This window comes from Streptomyces sp. NPDC050674 (genome assembly GCF_040654575.1).
Taxonomy (GTDB): domain Bacteria; phylum Actinomycetota; class Actinomycetes; order Streptomycetales; family Streptomycetaceae; genus Streptomyces.
Genome location: NZ_JBFAIG010000013.1, coordinates 37,703 through 50,255, shown reverse-complemented (window position 1 = coordinate 50,255; position 12,553 = coordinate 37,703). Strand labels below are relative to the sequence as shown.

Below are 12,553 nucleotides of genomic sequence, written 5' to 3'. Positions count from 1 at the left end.
ATGCCGGTACTGGTGATCACGGGCACGGGCACGGAGGTCGGCAAGACGGTCGTGACCGCCGCCGTCGCCGCGACGGCGCTGGCGGCGGGCCGTTCGGTGGCCGTGCTGAAGGCCGCCCAGACGGGCGTACGGCCGGACGAGCCGGGGGACGCGGCCGAGGTGGCGCGCCTGGCGGGTCCGGTGACGACGGCCGAACTGGCCCGCTTTCCCGAGCCGCTGGCCCCGGCCACCGCGGCACGCCGGGCCGGCCGGGCCCCGGTGCATCCGCACGAGGTCGCGGAGGCCGCCGCCAAGCTGGCCACCGAGCACGACCTGGTGCTGGTCGAAGGGGCGGGCGGACTGCTCGTGCGCTTCGACGCGGCCGGAGGGACCCTGGCGGACGCGGCCCGGCTGCTGTCGGCGCCGGTGCTGGTCGTGGTGGCGGCCGGGCTCGGCACGCTGAACACGACGGAGCTGACGGCCCGGGAACTGCGCTCCCGGGGGCTGGACCCGGCCGGTCTCGTCATCGGGAGCTGGCCCGAGGCGCCGGATCTAGCGGCGCGCTGCAATCTGGCGGACCTGCCGGACGTGGCCGGAGCGCCGCTGCTGGGCTCTGTTCCGGCGGGTTCGGGCGCCCTGGAGCCCATCGCCTTCCGCACGGCGGCGCCGCAATGGCTGGCGCCCCGGCTGGACGGTTCCTGGGACGCCGAGGCCTTCCGGGTACGGCAGGCGCCCGAGGCGTTCTAGGGACCCGGCGGACGGGCGGTGCAACCGGCGCGGACGTGATCGCGTGGTGAACCATGTACGTGATCGCCTCCGAAGGGACCATCTTGCACACGAACGGATTACGCCCGTCCCGCCGCACGGCCCTCACGATGGGCGCGGCCGCCGCCCTCTCGCTGGGCGGCGGCACGGCACACGCCTCGACCGCCACCGGCGGGACGACCGCGCGGCTGCGGCAGCTGGAGCGGGAGCACACCGCCCGGCTGGGTGTGTACGCCCGCAATCTGCGCACGGGCCGGACAGTGGTGTACCGGGCCGACGAACGCTTCCCGATGGCCTCGGTGTTCAAGACGCTGGCCGCCGCGGCCGTCCTGCGCGACCTCGACCGCGACGGCGAGTTCCTGGCCCGGCGCGTCCACTACACCGAGGCCTACGTCGGAAGGTCCGGGTTCTCACCGGTCACCGAGAAGCACGTGGCAACCGGCATGACCGTCGGCGAGCTGTGCGACGCCACCATCCGCTTCAGCGACAACACCGCCGGCAACCTGCTTCTGAAGGAGCTGGGCGGGCCGACCGCCGTCACGCGTTTCTGCCGCTCGGTCGGTGACCGGGTCACCCGCCTCGACCGGTGGGAGCCCGAGCTCAACTCGGCGGAGCCGTGGCGGCCGACCGACACGACCTCCCCGCGTGCCGTCGGCACGACCTACGCCCGGCTGGTGCTCGGCACCGCACTGAAGCCGCGGGACCGGGCGCGGCTGACGGACTGGCTGCTGCGCAACACGACCAGCGTCGACAGGTTCCGCAAGGGCCTGCCCGCCGACTGGCTGCTCGCCGACAAGACCGGCGGCGGACGGTACGGCAGCAACAACGACGTGGGCATCACCTGGCCGCCGGACGGCCCGCCGATCGTGCTGTCCGTCCTGACCACCCAGCCGGAGGAGGACGCCGAGGCCGACAACGCGCTGGTGGCCCGGACGGCGGCGCTGCTGGCGGCCGAACTCGCCTAGCGTGACCGACCGCGGCGAGTCCTCGTGGGACGGCCCGTAGAGGGCTGATGGTCCAGGAGGAACCGACGGCGCGGCCCGTGGCAGGTGAGCCGGGCCCCGCCCGGTGCCGGGAAGAGGGGCCGCGGTGACACGGGTGGTGGCGCCGGACGTGGCCGTGAGCGACCACGTCCGGCGCCCGGCCGTGTACGTCCTCGCGGGCGGCAGGGGTGCGCCGGGCTCGTCGCGGGGAGAATCGTGGTAGGCCCCGCACCGTCAGGGAGGTCCCCATGCCGCTGCGCTCCGGAAAGGTGCCACGGGACGCCGTGCACCATCCGCTGTTCGCCCGCTGCTACGCCCGGGCCAGTGTGGCCGCCGAGACCCGGATGGGCATGGGCCGGATGCGCGGGAGACTGCTCGGTGGGCTGTCCGGGCGGGTGATCGAGATCGGCGCGGGCAACGGGCTGAACTTCGCCCACTACCCGGGCACCGTCGCGGAGGTCGTGGCGATCGAACCGGAGCGGCGGCTGCGGCAGCTGGCCGTGGAGGCCGCGCTGCGCGCCGAGGTGCCCGTGGACGTGGCGCCGGGTGCGGCCGAGGCGCTGCCGGTCAAGAGCGACGCCTTCGACGCGGCCGTGCTGTCGCTGGTGCTGTGCAGTGTGCGGGACGTGCCGCGGGCGCTCGCGGAGCTGCGGCGGGTGCTGCGGCCGGGCGGCGAGGTGCGGTTCTTCGAGCACGGCCGGGGCGGCGGCCGGGTGATGGGCTGCACGCAGCACGCCCTGGACCGGACGGTGTGGCCGCTGCTGAGCGGGGGCTGCCATGTGGCGCGTGATCCGGTGCGGGCGCTGCGGGACGCCGGGTTCGAACTCGGCCCCTACCGGCGGGTGCTGATGCCGGCTGAAGGGCCCAAGCTGCCCACCTCGTACTGCGTGCTCGGGACGGCCTGGCGTCCGGTCGGCGCGTGATCACGGGCTTCCCGCGCCGGCGCCGGTGAGGCGGGGCTCCGACGCGCGGAGGATACCGAGTGTGGGCCGGGTCACATTACCCTCGGGCAGGGTCGGAGTGCCCTGACGTCCACCCCGAGGAGACGGCCTTGCCCACACCTGCTGCGGAGCACGCACCCGGCCTCGCGCCGGCCGACGGGATCGCGGCGCGCGCCCGCGGTCTGACCAAGGCGTACGGCTCGGGCGAGACGACCGTGCTCGCGCTCGATGCCGTGGACGTGGACGTCGTCCGCGGCCGGTTCACCGCCGTGATGGGCCCCTCGGGCTCCGGGAAGTCCACGCTGATGCACTGCCTGGCGGGCCTCGACACCGTCTCCGCCGGACAGGTGTGGCTGGGTGACACGGAGATCACGGGGCTGAAGGAGCGCGAGCTGACACGGTTGCGCCGCGACCGGATCGGGTTCATGTTCCAGTCGTTCAACCTCATCCCGACCCTGAACGCCCTGGAGAACATCACCCTGCCCATGGACATCGCGGGCCGCGAGCCCGACCGGAAGTGGCTGGACCAGGTGATCGACACCCTGGGTCTGCGGGACCGGCTCGGGCACCGCCCCGCGCAGCTCTCCGGCGGACAGCAGCAGCGCGTGGCCTGCGCGCGGGCCCTGGCCTCCCGGCCCGAGCTGATCTTCGCGGACGAACCGACCGGCAACCTGGACTCGCGTGCCGGCCTGGAGGTGCTCGGCTTCCTGCGCGAGGCGGTCGACCGGCTCGGGCAGACCGTCGTCATGGTCACCCACGACCCGGGCGCCGCCGCGCACTCGGACCTGGTGCTCTTCCTCGGGGACGGCCGGATCGTGGACGAGATGCGGCGCCCGACGGCAGAGGCGGTACTGGAACGGATGAAGAGGTTCGACGTGGTCCGCACCCGGTACGAGGACGTCCCGGCCCCACCCGAGGAGAACTGAGCCCGTGCTGAAGGCGACGCTGAGGAGCTTCCTCGCGCACAAGGGGCGGCTGCTGCTCTCCGCGCTCGCCGTCCTGCTGTCCGTCGCGTTCGTCACGGGGAGCCTGATCTTCTCGGACACCGTCAGCCGCACCTTCGACCGGCTGTTCGCCTCCACCGCGGCCGATGTCACGGTCAGCCCGAAGGAAGGCCTCGACGAGGCGGTGCCCTCCGGCCGGACGGCCACCCTGCCGGCCGCGCTCGCCGACCGGGTCCGGCGGGTCGACGGGGTCGCGGCGGCCCGCGCCGACGTCAAGGTGAACGGCCTCACCGTCGTCGACGAGGAGAACCGGCCGGTGGGCCCGACCACCGGCGCGCCGACGCTCGGCCGCGCCTGGAACCCGCACGGGCGCAGCCCCGTCAGGCTGACCTCGGGCCACGCCCCGCACGGCCCCGCCGAGGCGCTGCTCGACTCCGAGACCGCCGGCCGCAAGGACGTGCGCGTCGGCGACGCGCTCACCGTCATCGCGCCTCCCGGGTCGTTCCGGGTCCGGGTGGTCGGCATCGTCACGTTCACCACCACCAACCCAGGCTCCGCTCTGGTGTACTTCGACACCCCCACCGCGCAGACGAGGCTGCTCGGCCGGCCGGGGAGCGCCACCGCCATCTCGGTCGACGCGGCGCGGGGCGTCGACGACGAGCGGCTCAAGCAGCGTGTGGCGGCCGCGCTCGGAGCGCACACCTACGAGTTCAGGACGGCCGGCGAGCAGGCCGAGTCGGATGTGGAACAGCTGGGCGGGTTCCTCGACGTCATCAAGTACGTGATGCTCGGCTTCGCCGGGATCGCCGTGCTGGTGGGCGTGTTCCTGATCGTCAACACGTTCTCCATGCTCATCGCCCAGCGCACCCGGGAGCTGGGGCTGCTGCGCGCGCTCGGCGCCGACCGGCGCCAGGTCCGGCGCTCGGTGCTCACCGAGGCCCTGCTGCTCGGCCTGGTCGGCTCCACGCTGGGGCTCGCCGCGGGCATCGGGCTCGCGGCCGGACTGATCGGGCTGATGGGCCTGCTCGGCATGAACATCGACGCCGACGAGATGGAGATCCGCTGGGTGACCCCGGTGGCGGCGTACGCCGTCGGGCTCGGTGTCACCTTCGTCGCCGCGTACCTCCCGGCGCGGCGGGCGGCGGGTGTCTCGCCGATGGCCGCCCTCTCGGACGCCGAGGTCGCCGGGGTGGGGCGGCCGTTGCGGGTGCGCGCGGTGGCGGGCGGGATCACCGGCGCGGCCGGTGCGGCGGCGCTCGTGGGCTGCGCGCTGGCGGAGCGGACGGCGTCGGCGGCGTCCCTGCTGGGGCTCGGGGTGGTGCTCACCCTGATCGCGACGGTGATCGCCGGGCCGTTGCTGGTGCGGCCGGTGATCCGGGTCCTCGGCGCGGCGTTTCCCGCGCTGTTCGGTTCGATCGGCCGGATGAGCCAGCGCAACGCCCTGCGCAATCCCCGTCGTACCGGGGCCACCGCCGCGGCCCTGATGGTGGGGATCGCCCTGGTCGCGGGGATGTCGGTGGCGAGCGAGTCGATGACGGCGTCGTTCGACCGGCAGATCGACAAGACGCTGGGCGCCGACTTCGTCCTCCAGAACGGCAACTTCCAGCCGTTCCCGCGCGAGGTCACCGACAAGGTGCGCGGCACGCAGGGGGTGGGCCTCGTCGTGCGGGGACGGTTCACCCCGGTCGCGGTGCGGCTCCCGGACGGTGACCGGGTGGAGACGACCGCCGCGGGCTACGATCCGCGGCTCGACGAGGTCGCCAACATCACCTACGCGCAAGGGGACACCGCGGCCGCCCTCGCGAGCGGGCACCTCGCCATGGACCGGGACTTCGCACGCGACCACGGCGTGCGGGTGGGCGGTACGGTCCCGGTGGAGTTCCAGGGCGGACGCTCGGCCCGGCTGACGGTCGGCGCGCTCACCGACCAGGACGCCGCCGAGGGGTTCGGCACCCAGGGCGGGCTGTACTTCGGGCTGGACACCCTGGAGCGGTACGCGCCGGGCGGGCAGGACTCCGCGCTGTACGTCAACGGCTCGGGCGGTACGGGCGACGACGAGTTGCGCGCGCGCCTGGAGGCGACCCTGGACCCGTATCCGCAGGTACAGGTGCGGGACCTGGCCGACTACAAGCGGCTGGTCCACGACCAGATCGCCGTGCTGCTGTACCTGGTGTACGCGCTGCTGGGGCTGGCGATCATCATCGCGGTGCTGGGCGTGGTGAACACCCTCGCGCTGTCGGTCGTCGAGCGCACCCGGGAGATCGGGCTGCTGCGGGCCATCGGGCTGGCCCGGCGCCAGTTGCGGCGGATGATCCGGCTGGAGTCGGTGGTGATCGCCGTGTTCGGGGCGGTCCTCGGGCTGGTGCTGGGCCTGGTGTGGGGGGTGTGCACGCAGCAGGTGCTGGCGCTCCAGGGCATGACGGCGCTGGCCGTGCCGTGGCCGACGATCGCGCTGGTGGTGGTCGGTTCGGCGGTGGTCGGGGTGGTGGCGGCGCTGCTTCCGGCGCTGCGCGCCTCCCGTATGAACGTGCTGGCGGCCATCGCGCACGAGTGATGTCCGGATGGTGAAACGGTCTGACGCGGTTCGGCACGAGTGATGTGATCAAGAGATGACCGATCTGCGCATCCGGGCCGCGACGCCCGAGGACCTCGACGCCGTGCTGGCCTTCTGGAAGGCGGCGGCCGAGGGCACGAGCATCAGTGACGACCGCGGCGGGGTGGAGCGGCTGGTCGCGCGTGACCCCGAAGCCTTGCTGCTGGCGGAGCTCGGCGACGAGCTGGTGGGCACGGTGATCGCCGGGTTCGACGGCTGGCGCTGCCACCTGTACCGGCTGGCCGTGCACCCGGAGCGGCGCCGCCGGGGCATCGCGTCCGCGCTGCTCGCCGCCGCGGAGGAGCGCTTCGTACGGCTCGGCGGGCGGCGCGCGGACGCGATGGTGCTCACCCGCAACGAGACCGCGCACCGGGCGTGGGACGCCTCCGGTTACGGGCCCGAGGAGCAGTGGCGGCGCTGGGTGAAGCCGCTCGCCGGCCAGGGGGCGCATCCGGCCTCGTGATCGACCCGGAAAGGACTTTGCCCATCCTTTACTCTTGATGGGCCACTCGGTCCTGCATGAAAGGTTGTGAGCGTCCGCCCATGGGCGAGCCTCCCCGTGCGCGACACCGCGCGTTCCGTCCCGTCCTGGACAACCATGGAACGGGGGTGAACCGATGACCGAAGTGCTTCTCCTCCTGGCGGCGATCCTGCTCTCGCTCGCCTGCGGCGCCTTCGTGGCGGCCGAGTTCTCGCTGACCACGGTCGAGCGCGCCGAGCTGGAGCGGGCCGTCGAGCGCGGCGAGCGGGGTGCGCAGGGCGCCCTGAAGGCCGTACGGAATCTGACGTTCCAGCTTTCCGGCGCGCAGCTCGGCATCACGGTCACCAACCTGGTGGTCGGCATGCTCGCCGAGCCGTCGATCGCCGCCCTGATCGCCGGGCCGCTGGAGGGCCTCGGCATCTCGCGCTCGGCGTCGCACAGCGTCGCGCTGGTGCTGGGCACGGCGGTGTCGACGGTGTTCCTGATGGTGGTGGGCGAGCTGGTGCCGAAGAACTGGGCCATCTCCTCGCCGCTCGCGGTCGCCAAGACCGTGGGCAACGCGCAGCGCGGGTTCAGCGCCGCGTTCCGGCCCTTCATCACCCATCTCAACAACACGGCGAACCGGGTCGTGCGGCGGATCGGTGTCGAGCCCGCCGAGGAACTGGCCTCGGCGCGCGGTCCCCAGGAGCTGGCGGCCCTGGCCCGGCACTCCGCGAAGGAGGGCGCCCTGGAGGCCGACACCGCCGAGTTGTTCGTACGGACGCTGAACCTCGCCGACCTGACCGCGGAGAACGTGATGACGCCCCGGGTGCAGGTCGTCGCGCTGGAGGTGCAGGCGACCCTGGAGGACGTGGCGAACGCGACCCGGGCGACCGGTCTGTCCCGGTTCCCCGTCTACCGCGGGACCCTCGACTCGGTCGTCGGAACGGCCCACGTCAAGGACGTACTGGCGGTGCCGGCCGAGCGCCGGACCCGGATCTACGTCTCCGAGCTGATGCGCGAGCCGCTGCTGGTCCCGGAGACGCTCACCGTCGACCGGCTCCTGGACCGGCTCTCCGGCAAGCGCACGATGGCCGTCGTGATCGACGAGTACGGCGGCACGGCGGGTGTCGCCACCCTGGAGGACATCGTGGAGGAGGTCGTCGGCGAGGTCCGTGACGAACACGACCCGCACGAGACCCCGGACCTCGCCCCGGCCGGCACCGACGAGGCCGGACACCCGCTGTACTCGGCCGACGGCTCCGCGCGCGTGGATCACCTGGAGCGCGTCGGACTGCGCGCGCCGGACGGGCCCTACGAGACGCTCGCCGGGCTGGTGGCCACCGTGCTCGGCCGGATACCGGCCGCCGGTGACACCCTCGAGGTCGCCGGCTGGCACCTGGAGGTCCTCGACGCGACGGGCCGCCGCGCCGCCCGGGTCCGGCTGCGCGCCCCCCTCGACGACCACAGGCCCGAGGAGAAGGGGGTGGAGCTGTGACCGCCGTCCAGCTGCTGATCGGACTGGCGACGCTGGTCGTCAACGCCTTCTTCGTGGGCGCCGAGTTCGCGCTGATCTCGGTACGCCGCAGCCAGATCGAGCCCCACGTCGACCGGGGCGACCGGCGCGCGAAGAGCGTGCTGTGGGGTCTGGAGCACGTGTCCGCGCTGATGGCCGCGGCCCAGCTCGGCATCACTCTGTGCACGCTGGTGCTGGGCGTGGTGGCCGAGCCGGCGATCGCGCATCTGCTGGAGCCGGTGTTCCACGCGGTGGGCGTGCCCGAGGGCGCGGGGCACGCGGTGTCGTTCGTGATCGCGCTGGCCCTGGCGACCTATCTGCACATGCTGCTCGGCGAGATGGTGCCGAAGAACATCGCGCTGGCCGAGCCGGTGCGCAGCGCCCTGGCGCTCGGTCCGCCCCTGGTGGCGCTGTCCCGGGCGCTGCGCCCGGTGATCTTCACGGTGAACGCCTTCGCCAACGCCCTGCTGAAGCTGCTGCGGGTGGAAGCCCGGGAGGAGGTCACCGCCTCCTACTCGGACGCGGAGATCGCGCAGATCGTGAAGGACTCCAGCGAGGCCGGCCTGATCGACGACCGGGCCCAGGAGCGGCTGCGCGACGCGCTGGAGCTCGGCCGCCGTCCGGTGCGGGACGTGGTGCTGCCGCTGGAGCGCGTGGTGTACGCGAGCGTGGGGATCACCCCGGAGGGGCTGGAGCGGCTGTCGGCGGAGTCCGGGTTCTCCCGCTTCCCGGTGGTGGACGAGGGCCGGCGGATCGTGGGCTACCTCCATGTGAAGGACGCCCTGGACGCCGTCGGACGGAACGTGCCGTTCCGGCTGCGTGACATGCGGCCCATCGCGCGCGTGGTGGAGCGCACCCCGCTGGACGACGTCCTGACGGCGATGCGGGGCAGCCGGACGCACCTCGCCGCCGTCCTCGGGGCCGACGGGCGGATGGCCGGGCTGGTGACCATGGAGGACGTGCTGCGGGAGCTGTTCGGCCAGCGGGCGTGAAGGACTGGTCCGGAGGGGACCGACCGACTGCTGGGTATGTGCACGGGATACCCTTTCCGTCGCCATGCAGAAGAACCCCACCTACAGCAGCCTTGTCGCCGTCGGCGACTCCTTCACCGAGGGCATGTCGGATCTGATGCCCGACGGCACCTACCGGGGCTGGGCCGACCTGCTCGCCGCGCGGATGGCGGCCCTCACACCCGGCTTCCGGTACGCCAACCTCGCGGTGCGCGGCAAGCTGATCCGGCAGATCGTCGACGAACAGGTCGACGTCGCGGCGGCCATGGGCGCCGACGTGATCACCCTGGTCGGCGGCCTCAACGACACCCTGCGGCCCAAGTGCGACATGGGCCGGGTGCGCGGGCTGCTGGAGGAGGCCGTGGAGAAGCTGGCCCCCGCGTGCCGGCAGCTGGTCCTGATGCGCAGCCCGGGCCGGCAGGGTCCCGTCCTGGAGCGGTTCCGGCCGCGCATGGAGGAGCTGTTCGCCTGCGTCGACGAGCTGGCCGCCCGGCACGGCGCGATCGTCGTCGACCTGTACGGCGCGCCCTCCCTCAGCGACCCGCGGATGTGGGACGTGGACCGGCTGCACCTGACGGCCGAGGGCCACCGCCGGGTCGCGGAGGCGGTGTGGCAGACGCTGGGCTACGACCCCGAGGACGCCGACTGGCACACGCCGATGCCCGCGGCGCCGCCGCCGGGCTGGGTCATGCGCCGTGTGGCGGACGCGCGCTTCGCCCGGCAGCACCTGCTGCCGTGGATAGGCCGCCGCCTGACGGGCCGCTCCTCGGGCGACGGCCTGCCCCCGAAGCGGCCGGAGCTGCTGCCGTACGAGGACCTGGCGTAGCCGCAGGTGGAGACGGCCCCGGCGCTTTCGTAGGTTCCGACAAGGACACCCGCGGCGCTGGCCTGCACGAATCGCCAGTAGAATCCGTGCACGTGACTTCCGCTCCCGCCAAGCCCCGCATCCCGAACGTCCTCGCCGGACGCTACGCCTCCGCCGAGCTCGCCACGCTCTGGTCGCCCGAGCAGAAGGTGAAGCTGGAGCGGCAGCTCTGGCTCGCCGTGCTGCGGGCCCAGAAGGACCTCGGGATCGAGGTGCCGGACGCGGCGCTCGCCGATTACGAGCGTGTCCTCGACACCGTCGACCTGGCCTCGATCGCCGAGCGCGAGAAGGTCACGCGGCACGACGTGAAGGCGCGGATCGAGGAGTTCAACGACCTCGCCGGGCACGAGCACGTGCACAAGGGCATGACCTCCCGCGACCTCACCGAGAACGTCGAGCAGCTCCAGATCCGCCTCTCGCTGGAACTGGTGCGCGACCGCACGGTCGCCGTCCTGGCCCGGCTCGGCAAGCTCGCCGGCGAGTACGGCGAGCTCGTCATGGCCGGCCGTTCGCACAACGTGGCCGCCCAGGCCACCACCCTGGGCAAGCGTTTTGCCACCGCCGCCGACGAGCTGCTGGTCGCCTTCGGCCGCGTCGAGGAGCTGCTGGGCCGCTACCCGCTGCGCGGCATCAAGGGCCCGGTCGGCACCGCTCAGGACATGCTGGACCTGCTGGGCGGGGACGCGGCCAAGCTCGCGGACCTGGAGCAGCGGATCGCGACGCACCTGGGCTTCTCGCAGGCCTTCACCTCGGTCGGCCAGGTCTACCCGCGCTCGCTGGACTACGAGGTCGTCACCGCGCTGGTGCAGCTGGCGTCGGCCCCGTCGTCGCTGGCCAAGACGATCCGACTGATGGCCGGGCACGAGCTGGTCACCGAGGGCTTCAAGCCCGGCCAGGTCGGCTCCTCGGCGATGCCGCACAAGATGAACACCCGCTCCTGCGAGCGCGTCAACGGCCTGATGGTGATCCTGCGCGGCTACGCCTCGATGACCGGCGAGCTGGCGGGCGACCAGTGGAACGAGGGCGACGTGTCCTGCTCGGTGGTGCGCCGGGTCGCGCTGCCGGACGCGTTCTTCGCGCTGGACGGCCTGTTGGAGACGTTCCTGACGGTGCTCGACGAGTTCGGCGCGTTCCCGGCGGTCGTCGCCCGGGAGCTGGACCGCTACCTGCCGTTCCTCGCCACCACCAAGGTGCTGATGGGCGCCGTGCGCGCGGGCGTCGGCAGGGAGCTGGCGCACGAGGCGATCAAGGAGAACGCCGTCGCCTCCGCGCTCGCCATGCGTGAGCGGGGCGCCGAGCGCAACGAGCTGCTGGACAAGCTGGCGGCCGACGCGCGCATCCCGCTGGACCGTGACCGGCTGGACGCGCTGATGGCCGACAAGCTGTCCTTCACCGGTGCAGCGGGCGACCAGGTCGCCGCCGTCGTGGCCCGGGTCGAGGAGATCGTCAAGCAGCACCCCCAGGCCGCGGGCTACACGCCCGGGGCGATCCTCTGACACGCCGACGGGGTAGCCGACGGTGCCGCGTTTCACGCCCGAGGAGCTTCAGGCCGCCCGCGACCGCGTCGTGCCCGACGTGGTCGCGGAGGGGCTGCGTGTGCTGTTCTGCGGGATCAACCCCGGGCTGATGACGGCCGCGACGGGCCATCACTTTGCCCGCCCGGGCAACCGCTTCTGGCCGGCGCTGCACCGGTCCGGATTCACACCGCGGCTGCTGAAGCCGGCCGAGCAGCGGGAGTTGCTGTCGTACGGGCTCGGCATCACCAATGTCGTCGCGCGGGCCTCGGCCCGGGCCGACGAGCTGAGCGCCGAGGAGTACCGGGAGGGCGGGCGACTGCTCGCGGCGAAGGTGGAACAGCTGCGTCCGCGCTGGCTGGCCGTGGTGGGAGTGACCGCCTACCGCGCCGCGTTCGACGACCGCAAGGCGCGGGTGGGACCCCAGGCGCGGACGATCGGGGACACGCGCGTGTGGGTGCTGCCCAATCCGAGCGGACTGAACGCGCACTGGACGCTGGAGACGATGGCGCAGGAGTTCGGGCGGCTGCGGGAAGCCGCCGAGGACTGATCCGCTACGGCGGGTCCGTCTCCGTGACCAGGGCCAGCAGCTGGACCTCCCGCGCCGGGTCCCGGTCGGCGACCGCCACGGCGACCCAGCGGCCCGTGCCCTCCACCTCCCACAGGTGCGCGACGCCCGCCCGGGCGCTCAGCTCGGCCCACGGCGCGGGTATCTCCTCCCGCTCGGTGCGCAGCAGAACGGTCCGCAGGTTGTACGGGTCGGTGTCGCCCCAGCGGGAGGCGAGGAGCTCGTAGACGGCGTCCCGGTCCTTCTCGTACTGGTCGATCGTCACCGCGCGGGCCGCCGGGTCGTCGGTCGCGGCCTCTAACACCGCGAGGTGGTGACCGGGTCCCGAGACGCCGACGTCCGACGGGCCGTGCTCCGCCGGAAAGGGGCGGTAGCACAGCTCGTCGATGAGCGCGATGTGCTGTGCGATGTTCAT

12 protein-coding genes are annotated in these 12,553 nt (G+C 73.2%); 11 read left to right on the top strand and 1 reads right to left on the bottom strand.

Annotation, left to right across the window (positions count from 1 at the left end; genetic code table 11):
- From bioD to mug, 11 genes are all read left to right on the top strand, one after another.
- Entirely contained in the window at positions 1-726 is a 726-nt protein-coding gene (gene bioD, locus AB0I06_RS21935; RefSeq protein WP_363120508.1) for a dethiobiotin synthase, read from the top strand.
- 53 nt (positions 727-779) lie between these two features.
- Positions 780-1,709 (top strand): class A beta-lactamase, encoded by a 930-nt coding sequence (bla, locus tag AB0I06_RS21930; protein ID WP_363120507.1) that lies wholly within the window; start codon positions 780-782, stop codon positions 1,707-1,709.
- Between the two features lie 266 nt (positions 1,710-1,975).
- The gene (locus AB0I06_RS21925) at positions 1,976-2,650 is read left to right on the top strand and encodes a class I SAM-dependent methyltransferase (protein WP_363120506.1); all 675 of its coding nucleotides are present in this window, start codon (positions 1,976-1,978) and stop codon (positions 2,648-2,650) included.
- A 128-nt stretch (positions 2,651-2,778) separates the two neighbouring features.
- Positions 2,779-3,594, top strand: coding sequence for an ABC transporter ATP-binding protein (locus tag AB0I06_RS21920; RefSeq protein WP_363120505.1), 816 nt, complete (start codon positions 2,779-2,781; stop codon positions 3,592-3,594).
- Positions 3,595-3,598: 4 nt separating this feature from the next.
- Complete coding sequence (locus AB0I06_RS21915; RefSeq protein ID WP_363120504.1) at positions 3,599-6,166, top strand: FtsX-like permease family protein; 2,568 nt, start codon at positions 3,599-3,601, stop codon at positions 6,164-6,166.
- A gap of 55 nt (positions 6,167-6,221) precedes the next feature.
- Positions 6,222-6,668, top strand: coding sequence for a GNAT family N-acetyltransferase (locus AB0I06_RS21910; RefSeq protein ID WP_363120503.1), 447 nt, complete (start codon positions 6,222-6,224; stop codon positions 6,666-6,668).
- 154 nt (positions 6,669-6,822) lie between these two features.
- A complete protein-coding gene (locus tag AB0I06_RS21905; RefSeq protein ID WP_363120502.1) occupies positions 6,823-8,163 on the top strand; it encodes a hemolysin family protein in 1,341 nt (446 codons plus the stop codon).
- Positions 8,160-9,173 carry a hemolysin family protein gene (locus tag AB0I06_RS21900; RefSeq protein WP_363120501.1) on the top strand — a complete coding sequence of 338 codons (1,014 nt, stop codon included), beginning with the start codon at positions 8,160-8,162 and terminating at the stop codon, positions 9,171-9,173. The genes AB0I06_RS21905 and AB0I06_RS21900 overlap by 4 nt, the downstream gene beginning before the upstream one ends.
- 64 nt (positions 9,174-9,237) lie before the next feature.
- Complete coding sequence (locus AB0I06_RS21895) at positions 9,238-10,017, top strand: SGNH/GDSL hydrolase family protein (protein ID WP_363120500.1); 780 nt, start codon at positions 9,238-9,240, stop codon at positions 10,015-10,017.
- 92 nt (positions 10,018-10,109) lie between these two features.
- Complete coding sequence (gene purB, locus AB0I06_RS21890; RefSeq protein WP_363120499.1) at positions 10,110-11,552, top strand: adenylosuccinate lyase; 1,443 nt, start codon at positions 10,110-10,112, stop codon at positions 11,550-11,552.
- Between the two features lie 22 nt (positions 11,553-11,574).
- Positions 11,575-12,120: a G/U mismatch-specific DNA glycosylase gene (gene mug, locus AB0I06_RS21885; protein WP_363120498.1), complete on the top strand. Its 546-nt coding sequence runs from the start codon at positions 11,575-11,577 to the stop codon at positions 12,118-12,120.
- A 4-nt stretch (positions 12,121-12,124) separates the two neighbouring features.
- On the opposite strand, the gene AB0I06_RS21880 is transcribed toward mug, so the two are convergent.
- Positions 12,125-12,553 carry a hypothetical protein gene (locus AB0I06_RS21880; protein ID WP_363120497.1) on the bottom strand — a complete coding sequence of 143 codons (429 nt, stop codon included), beginning with the start codon at positions 12,551-12,553 and terminating at the stop codon, positions 12,125-12,127.

Bases quoted from the DNA above. Each gene is read 5' to 3' on its own strand.
- bioD (WP_363120508.1), top strand. From the start codon at position 1: ATGCCGGTACTGGTGATCACGGGCACGGGCACGGAGGTCGGCAAGACG.
- AB0I06_RS21880 (WP_363120497.1), bottom strand. From the start codon at position 12,553: ATGAACATCGCACAGCACATCGCGCTCATCGACGAGCTGTGCTACCGC.
- bla (WP_363120507.1), top strand. From the start codon at position 780: ATGTACGTGATCGCCTCCGAAGGGACCATCTTGCACACGAACGGATTA.
- AB0I06_RS21925 (WP_363120506.1), top strand. From the start codon at position 1,976: ATGCCGCTGCGCTCCGGAAAGGTGCCACGGGACGCCGTGCACCATCCG.
- AB0I06_RS21895 (WP_363120500.1), top strand. From the start codon at position 9,238: ATGCAGAAGAACCCCACCTACAGCAGCCTTGTCGCCGTCGGCGACTCC.
- AB0I06_RS21910 (WP_363120503.1), top strand. From the start codon at position 6,222: ATGACCGATCTGCGCATCCGGGCCGCGACGCCCGAGGACCTCGACGCC.
- AB0I06_RS21905 (WP_363120502.1), top strand. From the start codon at position 6,823: ATGACCGAAGTGCTTCTCCTCCTGGCGGCGATCCTGCTCTCGCTCGCC.